Below are 16,356 nucleotides of genomic sequence, written 5' to 3' on the forward strand. Positions count from 1 at the left end.
CCCTGCAAGTGTTCTTGTCTACATCAGCCCTTCTTCGGCCAGGAAGTCGGCCGCGACCTGCTCGATCGCTACGCGTTCCACATCGACCCGGGCATTGAGCCGGGCCATCGTCTCGTCGTCGAGCCGAGCCGAAAGTTCGTTGAGCAGGTCGCCGATTTCGGGATGCGCCTCGAGGATCTCGGCGCGGATGTTCGGCGCCAGCGCATAGGCGGGAAAGAAGCCGAGGTCGTCCTCGAGCGTCACGAAGTCAAAGGCGGGGATGCGACCGTCAGTTGCGAAGACGAGGCCGACCTCGACGTTGCCGTTGCGGAGCGCCTCGTAGACCAGCCCCGAATCCATCCGCCTAACCTGGGCGCGGCCAAGGCTGAAGCCGTAGGTCTGTTGCAGCGGCCCGAAGCCGTCGGCGCGCGCATACCATTCAGCGTTCGAGGCAAGCGTCAGGTCGTTCTCAGTGTTGATGCGCTCGGCCATCTCCGACAGCGTCGAGATGCCGAGTTCCTCGGCCTGCTCGCGGCGCATGGCGAGGGCGTAGGTGTTGTTGGCCTCGGAGGGGTTGAGCCAGACGATACCCTTCTCGGCGTCAAGCTCCTTGACCGTATTGTAGGTCTGCTCGGCGTCCATCTGCTCTTCGATGCCGTTGTAGGTGATCAGCGAGGTCCCGGTGTATTCCCAGTAGACGTCGATCTGGCCGTTCTCCATCGCCTGGCGCACCACCGCCGAGCCCATGCCGCCGCGGTTGTCAGTGGAGAAACCGTTGGCCTCCAGGAGCTGCGACGTCATGGACGTCAGGATCTGCTGTTCAGTGAAATTCTTGCCGCCGACGACGATCGTCTGGGCCTGGGCCGCACCGGCAAAGAGGATCGCGCCGGCGAGCATTGTCTTGAAGCTGTGTGCGAACATCGGATGTCCTTTCCATTGAAGTGATAAGTTCCACCGCTCTCAGCGGAGCGGGTTTACGCCCTTCGGAATCAGCCGCAGCTGCGCCTGCCCCATCATCCAGTCTACGAGCACGGCGAGTGCCGCCGTCGGGATGGCGCCGGCAAGCAGCATCCCGGTGTCCATCAGGTCGATGCCGGTGAAGATCAACTCACCCAGCCCACCACCGCCGATGAGGAAGGCCAGCGGCGTGGTGCCGACGTTGATCGCCAGCGCAGTGCGGATGCCGGAGAAAATCACGTATAGCGCGTTCGGCATCTCGACCCGCGTAAGGATCTGAATGGGCGTCATGCCCATTCCGTGTGCCGCCTCCTTGTAATGGCCGGGCACTGCGAGGAGGCCGGCATAGGTATTTCGTACGATCGGCAGCAGCGAAGCGACGAAGAGGCCGAAGAACGCCGGCGCGAAGCCGATGCCAAGGAGGGTCATCGACAGCGCGATCACCGCGAGCGTCGGGATCGTCGTGCCGATATTGAATATCTGCATGACCGACTCAGCCACGCGCTGCATCGAAGGCCGCGAAAGCAGGATACCGACCGGCACACCAACCAGGATCGCGGCACCACCCGAGGAGGCCACGAGCACGACATGCTCCTGAGCAAGATAGACAATGTCGTCCCAGTAGAGTGCGATCTGTCCCACGATGCCGGAGAGGCCGATGAGCAGACCCAGCGCCAGCATGAGGACTGGCAGCAGAAAGCTGCGCCGGGGCGCGCCGACTGGGGTGGCGGAGGCACTGCTCATAGTGCCACCAAGCCTGGCTTGCGGTAGGTTTCGCCAAGCACCGCCGTGACGGCGGCCTGCGTCACCACCCCGGCGAAGCGACCGCCGTCATCGACGCAGGTCAGCCACATCACGTCGTTGGCAAACATCTCGGACACGACGGCGCGCAGATCGGCGCGGGCCGGCACCGTGGTGGGAACCGGGCGCGCAACATCCTGGGCAACGCCACCCGCACCCTCGGCCATCTCCTCGGTCAGGTAGCCCGTGGGGCGTTGATCGGAGTCGAGTACGATGGCGACATGAGCATTGTGCTCACGCATTGCGACGAGCGCGTCACGGACCTTGGCGTGCCGTGAAATCGCCGGCCAGGCGCGGTCGGACACTGCCTCAACAGTGACCAGGCGCAGGCGCTTGAGGGTGCGGTCGGCGCCGACGAAATCGGCGACGAAGGCGTTAGCGGGGTGGGCGAGGACCTTGTCGGGGCTGTCGTACTGCTCGATTTTGCCGGCGCGGAAGATGGCGATCTTGTCACCCATCTTGACCGCCTCGTCGATGTCGTGACTGACGAACATGATCGTCTTCTTGATTTCGGACTGCATCTTTAGGAATTCGTCCTGGATCACCTCGCGATTGATCGGGTCGATCGCGCCGAACGGCTCGTCCATCAGCATAACTGGCGGGTCGGCGGCGAGGGCGCGGATCACGCCGACGCGCTGTTGCTGGCCACCCGAGAGTTCCTTGGGGTAGCGACGAAGGAAGAGCTTGGCATCGAGGCCGACCAAGTCGAGCAGTTCGGCTGCCCGCTTCTTGGCCCTGGCGCTGTCCCAGCCGAGCAGCCGCGGCACGACGCAGATGTTCTCCTCGATGGTCATGTTGGGGAAGAGGCCGATCTGCTGGATGACATAGCCGATGGAGCGGCGCAACTGGACGTCGTTGAGCTTTGATGTGTCCTTGTCGTCGATGAATATTTTGCCCGAGGTCGGCGGCACCAGCCGGTTGACCATCTTGAGCGCCGTTGTCTTTCCACAGCCCGAGGGGCCGAGAAGGACGCAGATCTCGCCCGCAGGTACCTCCATGGTCACCTTGTCGGCGGCGACCACCGGGCCGTTCGGTGTCTCGAACACCTTGGTCAGTTCTTCGAGGCGGATCATGACCCGCTCCTCCCTTATCTCTTGAGACCGGCGGGGGTCATGCGCTTCTGAATGAGAAGCAGGACGTAGTCCGCGACGATGGCGAGCAGTGATACGGCCAGCGCCCCGGCGATTAGCTGGCGCGGATCGCTCTGGCTGATACCGCGCGAGATCAGCACGCCAAGCCCGCCCGCTCCGATATAGGCGGCAATCGCCGCGACGCCGATGTTCATCACCACTGCCGTGCGTACGCCGGCCATGATAACGGGCACCGCTATCGGGATCTCGACCTGCCAGAGCCTTTGCAGCGGCGTCATGCCCATGCCGCGGGCGGCCTCGCGTAGCGCCGGATCGACGTTGGTGATCGCGGTGTAGGTGTTCCGGATGATCGGCAATTGCGAGTAGAGAAGGATTGCGATCACGGCAGGCAGCCAACCGATCCCCTGCCCGATCATCGAGAGCAAGGGTATCATCAGGCCGAAGAGCGCGATTGAGGGAATCGTCACGATGATCGAGGCGACGTAGAGGATGGTTGCCGCGACGTTCTTGTCTTGGGTGATCGCTATGCCGATCGGCACGCCGGTAAGCACGGCGAGTCCGACCGCAACCCCGACGATCCAGATGTGCTGGACCGCCAGAGAGCCGATCACGCCAAGGTTGGCAATAATGAACTGGATGGTATCCATGAGGCAGGCGTTTCCCAAGCGTAGCGCGCAAAGTGGCTTCTTCACGACCGCTCACTGCGCAGCTTTACGTTAGGTCACCTGAGAAACTGCTATGGCCTGCCGACATCCTTTTGCACCGATCCGACAACCTGTCGCCGACGCATGCGGAGTGTCAGTGGCGACTCGCCGCACCACGCCTTGATTGCCCGACTGAAATGCGCCTGGCTCGAAAAGCCCATCGAGACTGCAATCTCTTCCAGAGTGTCACTCGAGTGGAGAAGCCGCGAACGCGCGGCCGTCAGACGCAAGTCCATGTAGAAGTCGGATGGCGACATGCCGAGGTTGGTCAGGAACAACCGCTCGAGTTGGCGCTCGGAGATGTTTGCCGCATCCGCGATCTGAGCGATCCGCAGTGGAGTACTCAGTGCGGCCTCCATGATACGGATGGCGGCTTCGATCCGACGGTCGGTGAGTTGGTAACGCCAACGGACGTCGTCACGTTGAAGTTCGTCGCCCGGCCGGAGCCGGCCATAGAGGAACTGATCCGCCACGCTCGATGCAGCCGTCCGGCCATCGCGCGACGCTATGAGATCCAGCATCATGTCGAGCGCCGCCGTACCGCCTCCCGCCGTCATTATGTCGCCGTCACGGCAGTATAGCGCTCGGCAAACATCCACTCCGGGAAACTCCTCCGCCAGCAACGGTCCGAACTCCCAGTGGATCGTCACACGTCGGCCAGTCAGCAGGCCGGCACGGGCCAGCAGGAGCGAGCCGGTGCTGATCGCACCGATCAGCCTCCGCTGCGCGCGAACCCGGCGCAGGAACGCGAACACGCTTCTGTCATGGAAGGCCTCAATATAAAGGCTGGCGACGACCACGGTCAGGTCGGCGGATGGCGCATCGTTAATCCCGTAGCTGGCCTGCAAGACCAGCCCGTTGCTGGCTGCAACAGTCCCAGCAGCTTCTCCGATCAGAAACCATTCGTAGCGGACTTCACCAACATGGCGGTTCAGCGACCGGAGAGGTTCGATGGCCGAACTCAGCGCCATGAGCGAGAACCCTGGAATGACGAGGAACGCAACCCGGAAGGGCGGCTCCTGCCCGGTCCTTTGATTCAAAGTTCGGGCGTACTTGATCTCCAATCGTGGCACCGGCGTCTCCGTAAACGACAAATGCGTATGATTTCAGTTTCGTAGAGTTGCCAATGGAGCCGAAACTTACCAATTCTGCACTTGCACAGAATGCACGACCATGCGAGCCATGCAGACGGCAGAACCGGCTCGGCACGAACCATCGCCGTTTCCCTCCTTCGGTGACCGTGCAAGGCAGTTTAGGGTATTGGACGCGTTCGGCCAAATGCTTCTTCGACGCCTGAACGCTGCGTGACGCTCTCCCAATCGCAAAAGGCGGCGAGGTGGAGATGCGGTGGATATTGCCTTTCACCGTCCGGTTCCCACGCGCTGATCGCCATTCCGACTTTGGCCGAGATGTTTGGAACGACCCCGCGCGACTCCACCCCGATCACAGCATCACCTGGCCCATACTGGCGCGCTGCCGGATCTGGCGCTGGGCCAGCGACAACCGGGGCGACGCGGCGATACTGGGCTACCGGCGCTTGCTGCCGGTGAGTGGACTGGTGATCGCGCTCGAAGATGGCGAGGACGGCCCCTCCGCCCGGCTCGTCACCGAACTCGCCCGCGCGCTGGGGCTGCGCGCCCCTGTACTGCACTACCATACAACGCCCCCAGCCCCCAGACGCGTTGAGGGCTGGGGTCAGGACCCGGACAGATAGTCGGCCGAGACGTATCCCGTCACTCCCGGCGCATCGCGGAGTGAGACCCGGCACCAGAGCTGACCTACTTCGGTTACGCAGTGGTGGCGCGTAAGGGCGGTACCGTCCGGCAGGCCCAGGTTGATCCTGTAGTCGAGCCCGGGGCCAGCCCTGAGCTTCAGGAGATCGCTTCCCGCGCGCTCGACGACGGCCCGGCTGCCTGGACCGCCGGCGCAGCCAGCGATGAGCAGGATCGAGACCAGCGAAGGAATGAGTGCAGAACGCATGCTTGGGCCCCGACCGCGATCTCCGGCTTGGATGCCGGGACGAACATCTGAATCAGAATTCGGCCATTGGCAAGGATGGCTCTTCTCAAGAGCAGCCGCTTGCAAAGATGAGGGCGCGAGTTGCCGCGTCGGCCCCTGCGGCGCCGTATCCCGGTCGCGCCGAGCATGAAGGGAAGGCGCCTCTGCGGGTCGCAGGAGGGCGGAAAATTCCCACGGCATGTGCCGTGCCGCCAGACCTGCTGCGCAACGCACGAATGGCTGTTTCAGGGAAGCTACATCGTAGCGTCTTGCAGCGTGCGAATGGCAGGAGAGGGCCGATCGCGTCGATGGTTGCCGAGTTGCGCGGATGCCGCCGCCACTCGACCACGAATGTGAAGTCCGGGCTTCTCTGGCGCTTCGGTTTCGGTGACGCGGACATCCTCGACCTGCGCCGCGGGCGGGCCTTCATGCACCGCCGCGATCAGCGCATCGACCGCCTCGCTGGGACCAGATACTACCGCCTCGACTTCTCGGTCACGATGCGGACTCCTCGGGCTGACGGTTGCAGTTGGCGGTGGCAGTGGCTGGGCGCGGATGCTCGAAGCATCCGCGCCAGATTTCCTTTCACATCGAGGGTGTGGCCACCCTCGGGGCGCTCCTCGACCACGATCTCGTCGACGAGGTCTGCCGCAATTTCCCGGATGCGCATTCACCTGGCGTTCGGACAAGCTCCGAAATGACGCGTCGGAACAACTGGCGTGAGCGATCCCGTTTTCGGTGGTCTTTCGCGGCGCGCTCAGTTCCCATCGACCGCCGGCGCTCCGCGACAGAGGCGAACCGACCGTGAGCCCAGGGACGAGACCAGATCCCAAGTGACGCAACGTCAACTGGTGCGAAGTTTTCCGGATCAGGCGAGGCGACCAACATTCACGGTAGGACTCCAGAACTTGCCGGGTTTGGCAAACCCGGTTTGGCAAACCAAAAGGCAAAATGCGCTATGACGAAGACCTCGACCTCGAAGAAGACCGGCGGACGTCCGCCTCACTACACACTCGAACAAGTATCAGATGTCATCGGAAAACTCGTCGCCGAGGGTATGGCGCCGGAGGAGATCAACGCCGCAACCGTCAAGATTCGTCTTTGCGCCGACCACGGCGTTAGCGACGGCATACGGGATGAGGCGCTCGGCCAGGTTGTCGCAAATCTCCTCGAAGCGCGTGCGGAGGACGAGCGGCGCGCTCTTCTGAAGAGCCTGCCTCCATCGGTTGCGCCTGCCGTCGATGATGTTGTCGCATCGATAAAGAAGGAGCTCTTGCTGCTCGTCGCGCGTCAGAACGCGACGTGCATGTCTGCGGCCGAGGCGGAATGTGAGGCGCTTCGCGCAGAAAAACGAATCGCCTACTGCCGCATCGCGACGCTCGAGGTCAAGGTTCGGGAACAGGGCTCGGATCTGGCCACAATCTCAACGGAGCGCGACGCGGCATTGGCAGACCTAACCGCCGTTCGCGAGGATCTGCTGGCTGCGCAGTTGGAACTCGAGCACCGCGGGCGCGATGTTTCGGCGGTGGACAAGTTGATCACCGAACTGCGTAGCCCCGCCGTCCGTTAGGAGGTTCGGACGATTCTTAATGACATCGCCAGCGCGCGGGACGATCAGAAGCAGGCGTCTTGAGGTTTCGGTGTGGGCAATCAGCCGAAGTCGGAGACTGTCCTGGGTCGCAATTGAGGGCGAACGTCTTTGGTGATTATCCCGCTGACACCCTGCCAGCCCAGCCCTTTGCATTTCGTGGTGCAGCCGCCGAGAGATCGGCGGCTGTTTCCTTTACTGTTCGAAGAACGCGCCGAGGCGCATCATGACGTGATGTGGATCAGAGGCTGAGAGCCTTCTCTGCCTCACTGTGTTCAAAGGCGTCCGCGAGAGATTTCAGGTCTTCTCCGCCAACACCGAATTGCCGCATGAGCGGTTTCCACCGGTCGGCGATGAGTGAGGCCATCTCGCGCGCCCGCATGCGCGCATCGTTCTCCGATAAATCGAAAAATTCCGCTGCGGCGACGGCAAGATCGAGTGACGCCACAAACGGCTCTCCTTCTATGAGCGCCGTCTTGAGGTAGCGATGGCGTTCTGCCTGTGGGTTCACATCGAAGAGCGGGGAGAGCCGCCAAAGGCCGTTGTCGGCATAGATGAATCCGTGGTTCTTCAGATGATCATCCGTGTTGGTGACAAGGACGTTGAATACCATTCGCGCCCAAAGCTCATGCAGATCTGCCTGTGCAGCCTTACTGATCATCCGGATCGCCTCGGCGATCTCTGTATAAGAGCCTTGCTCCGCTCCGGATCGATCAAGGGCTGTGCGCGCAGAAAAGTAGGGGACACGCACGTGCGCACGCCGGTCGAAGCGTCTGATCAGGGCCACCGGATGGCCGGAGTTCTCCAACATCAGCCGTGCGTCTGGCGCGCGCAGGCCGCATTCCCGCGCCAGCTGGAGCGTCGCGACCTCGATGCGCTCCACAGGGCTCTGGTCTCCCAGGGACGAGAATTTCGCGATCCAGAGGTCATCGCGGTCCTGCACATTTGCCTTTGGTCGGGCACCGCCAATCGAGCCTCCGGCGCCTGCGAGTTGGCGCAGATCCTCGTTCGACATCTCGCGGCCCTGCTCGATCCTGACCGCAATGTCCCGGAGTGCGTCAAGCTGCATGAGGTTCGGCACCGGTGCGCGATGTCCACTGATGATCTCGTCGTTCTCGCCGATGAACCGGAGTGCGCCCTGGCGCGTCGCATCATCCGACAGGGTAAGCATGTCGAACTCGCTGAGGCCCGCGCCGTGAACGCGCTCCATCAACAGACGCCCCCAGGCATCAGGGGTCGCATCCTGAAGGACGGAGGGCAGGCTGTCGCGCTGATCGCCTGTGGATGCCATGGACGCATAGAAAGGCGTCAATCCGAGCGGCAGGTGAGGTGCGATCGCGAAGGCACGCGCATCGTCGAGCCAGCTCTCGAAATACTGGAATTCGGAATACTGACGGCGCGGCTCCTGCGTGAAGCGCAGCCTGCCGACCGGCAAGAGTGCGCTCCCAAGGCAGACACGGGCGACCTTCTGGTCTGCGCGTGCGGCCATCAGAAGCCTACACCTTCATCGTCATCACGTTCGGTCTCAGCGCGGCTACTCGCCGCTCTTTCCCTGCCGCGCTTTACATAGGATATTCCCCTCCGCGGAATCGCGTCGAGCGCGCGGGACAGGCCCACAGCATCCTCTTCTATCCGCAGGATCTGTGCGAGCGCATCGGGCTCGCCCAACGCCGCAAGCACCCTGGCCAGGTTTCCGATGCCTACGCCAGCGTCGCCCCGCTCCAGACGCTGGATCGTCTTTTCCGAAACGCTTGCGCGTTCGGCCAGATCGAGCATGGCAAGACGACGCGCGAGGCGCGCTTGTTTGATGTTGCGGCCAAGGTTCACCAAAGCTCTCTGGGCACGAAGGTTCGACATTACTGGCCTTATATGGCTTCTAAAGCATCACTGTAAGTCATATATGACCTTCTTGTCCTCGGTCAAGGCCGCCAAACCGAATGGGTGGCGCGATGTAAGGAAATCGCACAGTGGACTGCGGCAGACATTCGCGTTGATAACGAAGATTGGATCTGGCAGTTCATTAGCGAAGAAATCTTCGCGAGTGCGTCCACGCACCCTCCCTCGGAAGCTACCACATCTCGCGGCCATCGAGGGTAAGGTTGGCCAAAATCTGGCCAACCTAAGTTTTTTCTGCAACACGAAATGCAAGGGGCTGGCCTGCCAGCCAGTTGTCTGCATTCGCGGACACATGTTTATTTTGGGGTGTCTTTGAGTGAGCGCCGGAAATGACCGACTTCGCCGTGATTGCCGATCGCTGGCCGGGGAAAAGCGCCGGAACCGAGGGAATCGCGCACCCGGCGGTGCATCACATGCTCGATGTCGCGGTGGTGGCAGAGCGACTGGTCCACCCGTTGCCATTCGACAAGCCGGTGAAGGCGGCGCTGATTCTGCTCGCGGCGCTCCACGATTTGGGGAAGGTCAACGCCGCCTTCCGGGCGATGCTGGAAACCGGTGAGCCGCAGCGTGCCGGGCGCCACTGGGAGGTGAGCGAGGCGCTGCTGCGTTTGCATGACGCGACGGTGCTGGCACCGGTACTCGGTGCTCGAGAAACGCGACGGCATAAACTTTACGCCGCCACGGCCGGGCATCACGGTCGGCCGCCTGACCGGGAACTGAGCTTCAATCGTTCGGGCAGCGGACCGGGCGGCGGGTGGAAAGCAATGCTCGATGCGGCCGGAGCCGAGGCGGTGGGAGATGCCGCCGCAGTCATCCGGGACTTCGTTTCGCTTTGGCCAGAGGCCTCGCTCGCGGGGCTTGAACGAGAAGAAGTGGAGCCTTTGACCTGGCGGCTGGCGGGGTTGGTGACGGCGGCGGACTGGATCGGGTCGAATGCGGACTGGTTCGAACCGATCGCGGCCGGTCCTGGCCCGAGCGAATATCTTGCACTCGCGCGGCGCAGGGCGGGCGCGGCGCTCGTCGCGGCGGGACTCGATACGCCTGGCATTTCCGCCGGGCCGGTCTTCGACTTTGCGTTGCGGCCGATGCAGGAGGCTTGCGAGGTCGCGCCGTTGCAGGCAGGACCGATGCTGGCGATCATCGAGGATGAGACTGGCGCCGGCAAGACCGAGGCCGCGCTGATCCTGGCGCAGCGGATGCTGGCGGTGGGGAAGGGCAGGGGGCTCTATGTCGCGCTGCCGACGATGGCGACCGCGGATGCGATGTTCGCCCGTATTGCCCCCCTTTTGCGGCGGCTCTACGACGGAGCACCGAGCTTGGCGCTGGCGCACGGGCGGGCGGCGCAGCACGAGGGATTCCGGGCGTTGCGCGACGCCCGGGCGCGCAACCCCGACGAGCCGGGGCCGACCGAATGGCTGACCGACAACCGCCGCCGCGCGCTTCTCGCCGATGTCGGTATCGGCACGGTCGATCAGGCGCTGCTCGCGGTGGTGCGGGCGAAACATGCGGCGCTGCGACTGCACGGGCTCTCGTCCAAGATCCTGATCGTGGACGAGGTGCACGAGATGGGTGATCCCTATATGGGCGAGCTGGTCGCGGCGTTGCTCCATGCCCATGCCGCGCTCGGCGGTTCGGCGATCCTGCTGACCGCGACCCTGCCGCTGAAACTGCGCGCGAATCTGGTTTCGGCCTTCGAGATTGGCGCGGGGCGGCCCGCGACCCCGACACCCGAAAGCCCGGCCTATCCGGCGCTGACCTTGTCCGGGCCCGCGGCGCCATCGATTAAATCAGAACGGTCAGCGCGCGGCCCGGTGGCGGTGGCGCGGATGGGCCGCCTGGAAGCGGCGCTTGATCTGCTGGCGAAGGCGGCGGGACAGGGCGCAGCCTGCGTGTTGATCCGGAACTCCGTGGACGAGGCGATTGCCGCGGTCGAAGCGCTGCGGGGGCGGGACGTGTCCACCAATCTCCTGCACGCGCGCTTTGCGCTCCATGACCGCAAGCGCCACGAGGCAGCAGCTCTCCGGACATTTGGCAAGGACCGGTCGCCACGGCCGGGGCGTGTGCTGGTCGCGACGCAAGTGGTGGAATCCTCGCTCGATCTGGATTTCGACGTGATGGTGTCGGACCTGGCGCCGATGGCCGCGCTGATCCAGCGCGCCGGGCGGCTCTGGCGGCATATGGATTTGCGGCCGGTAGAGACGCGGCCGGGGCCTGGGCCGGTCCTGCATGTACTGGCGCCGGACCCCGGGAGCGTCGAGGGCCCTGCCTGGGCGCGGGTGGTGCTGGGGCAGGGGGCGTATGTTTATCCCGCGCCGCTACTGTGGCGCACGGCGCGGGAGTTGTTCACGGCCGGCCGGATCAAGGCGCCCGGGGGGCTGCGGGCGTTGATCGAGGCGGCGCATGATGACGGTCCGGTGCCGGCGGCGCTGGAGGACGCGGCACTGCGCGCCGAGGGCAGGGCAGGGGCGGAGCGCGCCCATGCTGCGCAGAACGTGATCGGCTGGGCCCAGGGGTATCGCGAGGGCGCGAGCGGAGCAGGGGATGCGGACTATCCGACGCGGCTCGGCCGGCCGCAGCGGGTGTTGGTGCTGGTGCGGGATGGCGCGCCCTGGTCGGGCGGCGCGTGGGGTGTCGATTCCTGTCAGCGGTCGGAAGTGCAGTCCGCGGAAGTGCGGCTTGCGCGCCTGCCCCTGGCTGCGGCCGATCCGCCCGAAGGCCTGCCCGACTGGCTGCGTGCGACGCGGAGCTTCGTGGCCGTTGGCGCGGACGGGACGATCTGCGAGGGGTTGCGGTATGATCCAGACCTTGGGCTGCTTTTCGAGCGCAATTCCGGTTGACAGGTGCGCCCTCGGCCACCCACGGTGGTCATAGATATTTTCGGCTTTGAGGATTGCGGTGATTTGCTAAATCTCGTTTCCGATCCTTGGATTCCCGTTCGCCGCAAGGACGGCACGCGGGCGGTGATCGCCCCCTGGCAGATGGCCGATCCGGCGCTCGACTTTCCCGACTGGCCGCGGCCGGATTTGAACATCGCTTGCCTGGAACTCCTGATAGGCCTCATCTTCCTCGCCGACCCTCCTGCGGAGGTCGAGGACTGGCAGGACCGCCAGACGCCTGATCCGGAGCGCCTGCGCGCCCGCCTTGCCCCCTTCGCCCCGGCCTTCGAGCTGATGGGCAACGGCCCGCGCTTCTTGCAAGACATGGAGCCGCTGGAAGCGGGTGTAACGGCACCGAACCCGCCCGACATGCTTTTCATCGACAGCGCCGGCGGTCAGACCATCCGCAACAACGCCGACCTGGTGGTGAAGCGCGGCCGCTATCCGGCGCTCGAGCCGGCGCTGGCGACGATCGCGCTCTACACGATGCAGGCGCATGCGCCGTCGGGAGGGGCTGGCAATCGCACCTCGATGCGCGGCGGCGGTCCGATGGTGACGCTGGTCGATCCGGGGCAGGGGATGTGGCCGCTGATCTGGGCGAACGTGCCCTACGGCAAACCCGCCTCGCCCGATGTGCTGCCCTGGATACGGCCGACCCGGACCTCGGAGGGGGGCCAGCAGGTGTTCCCCCAGGATGCGCACCCAACGGAGGCCTTTTTTGGCCTTCCCCGGCGGCTAAGGCTGGTCGCTCAGGAGGGGCGCATCACCGGGGTTGTGCAGAAGCCCTATGGCACGAACTATGCCGGTTGGGAGCATTCGCTCACGCCGCATTACCGGCAGAAGAAGGGGGCTGAACTCCTGCCTGTGCATCCGCGTGCCGGCGCCTTCGGCTATCGGAATTGGCTGGGGGTGGCGCTCACGCGCAGATCGGCGGACGATACCGCCCGCCGCGCGCAGATGGCCGTGGCCTGGGCCGCACGTGGCGCGGGACGGAGGGCCGAGCTCTTGGTCGCGGGTTGGGCGATGGACAATATGAAGCCGCGCGACTTCGTCTTTTCGCGCGCGCCTCTCCTCGATTTGTCTGACGAACTGGCCGAGCGTATCGAGGGGATGGTCGAGGCCGCCGAGTCACTGGCCTCAGCGCTCAGGGGCGCGCTTGCACCGATCCTGGCGGCGGGTGCGGCGCGTGAAGCTGCCCGCGAGGCGTTCTTCGTTCGGACACAGGGTTCCTTCGAGGCGCTCATTGCAGCTCTGATCGCGTCCGGTGCCGACCGCGACTCCGTGGCCAGGGCATGGCTGTTGGAAATGCGCGCGACGGCGACGGAAATCTTCGACGCACAGGCGATGCCGGGCCTGGCCGAGCGGGACATCGCTGACCAAGCGGCGATCGTCCAGGCGCGACGAAACCTAACTGCGGCCTTTGCGGGCTATGGAAAGACCGGGGGTGCAGCCTGGCAGGCACTTGGCCTGCCGGTGCCGGAACAGCGTACGCGGAGGGTGGCATGAACGAACGCATGGGGCGTGGAGAGACGGCCGCCGAATGGTGGCGCCGGGTGTTGGCAGATCGCGACAGCGGTGCGGCGCGCGGGCTGGCTGCTCGGCTCAAGCGGGCAACGCCGCTGGAGGCGCTGGCTGAACCCGCAGTGCACGAACTCGCCCGGCTTCTTGGCCTCGGTGCGGCTCAGGCCAGCGTGCTGGTGCGGCTGGTGCAGGTGCTGGCCGAGATCCGCGAGAACGATCCGGCTTCGCTCGCCCGCCGCTTGGGCGGGCCGGAGCCGGTAATGTCGAATCTGCGCTTTCAGCGGCTCTTGCGCGCCGAGGGCGAGGATGTCGCCACAGCCCTCCGCCGTTCGGTAATCATGGCCGATCGCCGCTGCAACATCGCCCGGCTGGCGCGTGATCTGCTGGTCTGGGATCACCCGGACTGGGGCGAAGAAACCCGCGCCGTGTGGTGCTTCCACTATTTCGGCGCACCCACGCCTGGGGCCGAGACGCAACCTTCCGAGGAGACCGCCAGATGAGCCTATTCGTCCAGTTCCACCTGCTCACGCCATATCCGCCCTCGAATCCAAACCGCGACGATCAGGGTCGCCCAAAGCAGGCCATGGTGGGCGGACATCCGCGGTTGCGGCTCTCGTCGCAGTCGATCAAGCGGGCAGTGCGTGAGACGGCCTATTTTGTGCACGATCTGGCCGGCCATCGCGGCACCCGCACCAAGCGCATCGCTGAGGAGGTCGCTCGCTGGGTGGAGGGGCAGGGCGCGGCCGCCAAGGATGCGGCGAAGGCAGCGGCGGAGGTGGCGCGGCTCTTCTCGAAGCTCGAGGCCGCAAAGGAGGGGAAGGCTCCGCTGACCACGACGCTGGCCTTCGTCTCGCCCGAGGAATGGCGCCTGGCGCAAACGCTCGCCGAACGCCTGGTGGCGGGCGAGGTCATCGACGAGAAAGCCCTGAAGCGAGAAGTGCTGCGCAGGGCCGACGGGGCGGTGGACATTGCCATGTTCGGCCGCATGCTGGCCGAAGATCCAGATTTCAACCGCGAGGCCGCGGTGCAGATGAGCCACGCCTTCACGACGCATAGGGCACATGTCGAAGACGACTGGTATTCTGCCGTCGATGATCTGAAGACGCGTGAGGAGGACGCAGGCGCGGGGCATATCGGCGAGAGCGGTTTCGGCTCGGGGGTCTATTACCTATATGCCTGCGCAAACCTCGATCTGCTGGTAGCGAACCTGGCCGGCGACCGGGCGCTGGCGACACGGGGGATGGAGGCGCTGGCCCGGGCGTTGGCCACCGCGACGCCGCGCGGCAAGCAGAATAGTTTCGCCCATCATCCGCTGGCGCATTACATCCGCGTCGAACGGGGAAGCCGTCAACCGCGCGATCTTTCGGGAGCTTTCTTCCGCCCGGTCGATGCGCGCACCAACCATCCCGGCGGGATGGTCGGCGCCTCGGTCGAGGCGCTGGAGGCGATGGGAAAGAGCCTCGATGCCGCCTATGGACCGATGGCCGAGGCGCAGGAGATCCTGAACGTGCCGGCGGGGGAGGGAACACTCGACGCTGTCGCGTCCTTCGCCGCTGAGGCCGTGGAGCATCTACCCGCGCGCGAAGATGCCTAATTTCCTGATCTTCACTCTTGCCGGAACCTTCGCAAGCTTCGGCGATGTCGCCGGGCACGAGCGACGGGGAAGCTGGACCTGGCCGGGACGCTCGGCGATCCTCGGCCTGCTGGCGGCAGCACAGGGGATCAGGCGCGACGGGGATTTCGCCGGGCTCGAGGCGCTGAGGGTCGCAGTTGCGGTCTTCGAGACCGGCAACCATCTGCGCGATTACCACACCGTGCAGACGATCCCCAGCGCCGTCGTCCGCCGTCCGCAGGCGCGGCCCGATGCGCTGGCGCTGGCGCGGCAGGGGGTCAACACCACAATCACCCTGCGCGATTATCGGACGGGCGTGCTTTACGGCGTCGCGCTGGCCGGACCCGGGTTAGAGCCGATTTCGGAGGCGCTGGAACGCCCGGTCTTCCACCTTCATCTGGGCCGCAAGGCCTGCCCGCTCTCGGCGCCACTGGCGCCGCAGATCGTGCCGGCGGCGAGCCCGGAGGAAGCGCTCGGACAGTTGGCGCTGCCGCCTTGGCACGCGGGAGCGGCGGCCCGCACGCTTTACGCCGATCCCGACATGCCCGGAGCTGGCGTTGCCGAGCGGATCGAGACCCGCCACGATATGGCGCTGGACCGGCATCTATGGCATTTCGGCGCGCGTCAGGTGCAGGTGCAGAGCGTGCATGTTGCGCCAAAGGATGACGCCTGATGTATCTGACGCGACTCAGTCTGAAGCGATCGCCCGAATTCGATGCGCTGGCGCAGATCCTTGATCCCGGCCATAGTGGACGGCGCGCCGACGCCCATCACCGGCTGATCTGGTCGGCTTTCGCCGGTGACACGAGTGCAAAGCGCGATTTCCTGTGGCGGGCGATGGGGCAGGGACGCTTCCTGGTTCTCTCACCTGAACCGCCGCGTGAAAGCGCGCTTTTCGAGCCGCCAGAGGCCGCCGAGTTTGCCCCGGCGCTTGCCTCCGGTGACCGGCTGGCGATCCTGCTGCGCGCCAACGCCGCGCGCACAGTCACCGAGGCCGACGGAAGGAAGCGGCATCGCGACGTGGTGATGGAGGCGCTGAAGCCGGTGCCGAACGGCGAGCGTGCATCGGTCAGGATGGACCTGGCGCAGGCGGCCGGGCGGGTCTGGCTTGAAGGGCAGGGCGCACGCGCCGGCTTTGCGGTGGAAGATGCGGGCGTTTCCGCCTATAGAGTTGTTGAGACCCGCAAGCGCGGTCCGCGTTTCGGGGTGATCGACCTCGAAGGGATGATCACGGTCACCGATCCTGCCGCCTTCCTCTCACGCCTCGCTAAGGGATTCGGGCGCGCCAAGGCCTTCGGTTGCGGGCTGATGTTGATCCGGCGTGTCTGACCGT

Annotated in this window: 17 protein-coding genes; 8 read left to right on the forward strand and 9 right to left on the reverse strand. The window is 65.0% G+C overall.

What is annotated here, in order from left to right:
- Nucleotides 1-18: 18 nt before the first annotated feature.
- The 5 genes from IM708_RS16300 to IM708_RS16320 form a co-directional block, all read right to left on the reverse strand.
- Nucleotides 19-900: a glycine betaine ABC transporter substrate-binding protein gene (locus tag IM708_RS16300; RefSeq protein WP_209427645.1), complete on the reverse strand. Its 882-nt coding sequence runs from the start codon at nucleotides 898-900 to the stop codon at nucleotides 19-21.
- Between the two features lie 39 nt (nucleotides 901-939).
- Entirely contained in the window at nucleotides 940-1,617 is a 678-nt protein-coding gene (locus tag IM708_RS16305; protein WP_245243253.1) for an ABC transporter permease, read from the reverse strand.
- 59 nt (nucleotides 1,618-1,676) lie between these two features.
- Nucleotides 1,677-2,810, reverse strand: a complete 1,134-nt coding sequence (locus tag IM708_RS16310) for an ABC transporter ATP-binding protein (RefSeq protein ID WP_209427647.1) — start codon at nucleotides 2,808-2,810, stop codon at nucleotides 1,677-1,679.
- Nucleotides 2,811-2,824: 14 nt separating this feature from the next.
- Nucleotides 2,825-3,475, reverse strand: a complete 651-nt coding sequence (locus tag IM708_RS16315; protein ID WP_209427648.1) for an ABC transporter permease — start codon at nucleotides 3,473-3,475, stop codon at nucleotides 2,825-2,827.
- Nucleotides 3,476-3,564: 89 nt separating this feature from the next.
- Nucleotides 3,565-4,596 carry a GlxA family transcriptional regulator gene (locus IM708_RS16320; RefSeq protein WP_209427649.1) on the reverse strand — a complete coding sequence of 344 codons (1,032 nt, stop codon included), beginning with the start codon at nucleotides 4,594-4,596 and terminating at the stop codon, nucleotides 3,565-3,567.
- Nucleotides 4,597-4,874: 278 nt separating this feature from the next.
- On the opposite strand from IM708_RS16320, the gene IM708_RS16325 reads away from it, so the two are divergent.
- Nucleotides 4,875-5,246 (forward strand): hypothetical protein, encoded by a 372-nt coding sequence (locus IM708_RS16325; protein ID WP_209427650.1) that lies wholly within the window; start codon nucleotides 4,875-4,877, stop codon nucleotides 5,244-5,246.
- Here the strand turns inward: IM708_RS16325 and IM708_RS16330 are convergent.
- Complete coding sequence (locus tag IM708_RS16330) at nucleotides 5,228-5,512, reverse strand: SH3 domain-containing protein (protein WP_209427651.1); 285 nt, start codon at nucleotides 5,510-5,512, stop codon at nucleotides 5,228-5,230. The two genes, IM708_RS16325 and IM708_RS16330, sit on opposite strands and share 19 nt — an antisense overlap.
- Before the next feature lie 272 nt (nucleotides 5,513-5,784).
- Nucleotides 5,785-6,204 (reverse strand): acylphosphatase, encoded by a 420-nt coding sequence (locus IM708_RS16335; protein WP_348524988.1) that lies wholly within the window; start codon nucleotides 6,202-6,204, stop codon nucleotides 5,785-5,787.
- A gap of 284 nt (nucleotides 6,205-6,488) precedes the next feature.
- On the opposite strand from IM708_RS16335, the gene IM708_RS16340 reads away from it, so the two are divergent.
- Nucleotides 6,489-7,100: a hypothetical protein gene (locus tag IM708_RS16340; RefSeq protein WP_209427652.1), complete on the forward strand. Its 612-nt coding sequence runs from the start codon at nucleotides 6,489-6,491 to the stop codon at nucleotides 7,098-7,100.
- Nucleotides 7,101-7,359: 259 nt separating this feature from the next.
- Here IM708_RS16340 and IM708_RS16345 read toward each other — a convergent pair whose 3' ends face one another.
- Together IM708_RS16345 and IM708_RS16350 are read right to left on the reverse strand one after the other, a co-directional pair.
- Nucleotides 7,360-8,607, reverse strand: coding sequence for a type II toxin-antitoxin system HipA family toxin (locus IM708_RS16345; protein ID WP_209427653.1), 1,248 nt, complete (start codon nucleotides 8,605-8,607; stop codon nucleotides 7,360-7,362).
- Nucleotides 8,607-8,945: a helix-turn-helix transcriptional regulator gene (locus IM708_RS16350; RefSeq protein WP_209427654.1), complete on the reverse strand. Its 339-nt coding sequence runs from the start codon at nucleotides 8,943-8,945 to the stop codon at nucleotides 8,607-8,609. Before IM708_RS16350 ends, IM708_RS16345 begins: the two co-directional genes overlap by 1 nt.
- Before the next feature lie 398 nt (nucleotides 8,946-9,343).
- Between IM708_RS16350 and cas3 the strand changes: the two genes are divergently transcribed.
- The 6 genes from cas3 (at nucleotide 9,344) to cas6e (ending at nucleotide 16,352) form a co-directional block, all read left to right on the forward strand.
- Entirely contained in the window at nucleotides 9,344-11,851 is a 2,508-nt protein-coding gene (gene cas3 / locus IM708_RS16355) for a CRISPR-associated helicase Cas3' (RefSeq protein ID WP_209427655.1), read from the forward strand.
- A 63-nt stretch (nucleotides 11,852-11,914) separates the two neighbouring features.
- Complete coding sequence (gene casA, locus IM708_RS16360) at nucleotides 11,915-13,396, forward strand: type I-E CRISPR-associated protein Cse1/CasA (RefSeq protein ID WP_209427656.1); 1,482 nt, start codon at nucleotides 11,915-11,917, stop codon at nucleotides 13,394-13,396.
- Complete coding sequence (casB, locus tag IM708_RS16365) at nucleotides 13,393-13,911, forward strand: type I-E CRISPR-associated protein Cse2/CasB (protein WP_209427657.1); 519 nt, start codon at nucleotides 13,393-13,395, stop codon at nucleotides 13,909-13,911. Before casA ends, casB begins: the two co-directional genes overlap by 4 nt.
- A complete protein-coding gene (cas7e, locus tag IM708_RS16370; RefSeq protein WP_209427658.1) occupies nucleotides 13,908-15,005 on the forward strand; it encodes a type I-E CRISPR-associated protein Cas7/Cse4/CasC in 1,098 nt (365 codons plus the stop codon). The genes casB and cas7e overlap by 4 nt, the downstream gene beginning before the upstream one ends.
- The gene (gene cas5e / locus IM708_RS16375; RefSeq protein ID WP_209427659.1) at nucleotides 14,998-15,696 is read left to right on the forward strand and encodes a type I-E CRISPR-associated protein Cas5/CasD; all 699 of its coding nucleotides are present in this window, start codon (nucleotides 14,998-15,000) and stop codon (nucleotides 15,694-15,696) included. The genes cas7e and cas5e overlap by 8 nt, the downstream gene beginning before the upstream one ends.
- A complete protein-coding gene (gene cas6e, locus IM708_RS16380; RefSeq protein WP_245243255.1) occupies nucleotides 15,696-16,352 on the forward strand; it encodes a type I-E CRISPR-associated protein Cas6/Cse3/CasE in 657 nt (218 codons plus the stop codon). The genes cas5e and cas6e overlap by 1 nt, the downstream gene beginning before the upstream one ends.
- Nucleotides 16,353-16,356 lie beyond the last annotated feature (4 nt).

The organism is Pararhodobacter sp. SW119, from assembly GCF_017811755.1.
GTDB lineage: Bacteria > Pseudomonadota > Alphaproteobacteria > Rhodobacterales > Rhodobacteraceae > Pararhodobacter.

Bases quoted from the DNA above. Each gene is read 5' to 3' on its own strand.
- IM708_RS16300 (WP_209427645.1), bottom strand. From the start codon at position 900: ATGTTCGCACACAGCTTCAAGACAATGCTCGCCGGCGCGATCCTCTTT.
- IM708_RS16305 (WP_245243253.1), bottom strand. From the start codon at position 1,617: ATGCTGGCGCTGGGTCTGCTCATCGGCCTCTCCGGCATCGTGGGACAG.
- IM708_RS16310 (WP_209427647.1), bottom strand. From the start codon at position 2,810: ATGATCCGCCTCGAAGAACTGACCAAGGTGTTCGAGACACCGAACGGC.
- IM708_RS16315 (WP_209427648.1), bottom strand. From the start codon at position 3,475: ATGGATACCATCCAGTTCATTATTGCCAACCTTGGCGTGATCGGCTCT.
- IM708_RS16325 (WP_209427650.1), top strand. From the start codon at position 4,875: ATGCGGTGGATATTGCCTTTCACCGTCCGGTTCCCACGCGCTGATCGC.
- IM708_RS16330 (WP_209427651.1), bottom strand. From the start codon at position 5,512: ATGCGTTCTGCACTCATTCCTTCGCTGGTCTCGATCCTGCTCATCGCT.
- IM708_RS16340 (WP_209427652.1), top strand. From the start codon at position 6,489: ATGACGAAGACCTCGACCTCGAAGAAGACCGGCGGACGTCCGCCTCAC.
- IM708_RS16345 (WP_209427653.1), bottom strand. From the start codon at position 8,607: ATGGCCGCACGCGCAGACCAGAAGGTCGCCCGTGTCTGCCTTGGGAGC.
- cas3 (WP_209427655.1), top strand. From the start codon at position 9,344: ATGACCGACTTCGCCGTGATTGCCGATCGCTGGCCGGGGAAAAGCGCC.
- casB (WP_209427657.1), top strand. From the start codon at position 13,393: ATGAACGAACGCATGGGGCGTGGAGAGACGGCCGCCGAATGGTGGCGC.
- cas7e (WP_209427658.1), top strand. From the start codon at position 13,908: ATGAGCCTATTCGTCCAGTTCCACCTGCTCACGCCATATCCGCCCTCG.
- cas5e (WP_209427659.1), top strand. From the start codon at position 14,998: ATGCCTAATTTCCTGATCTTCACTCTTGCCGGAACCTTCGCAAGCTTC.
- cas6e (WP_245243255.1), top strand. From the start codon at position 15,696: ATGTATCTGACGCGACTCAGTCTGAAGCGATCGCCCGAATTCGATGCG.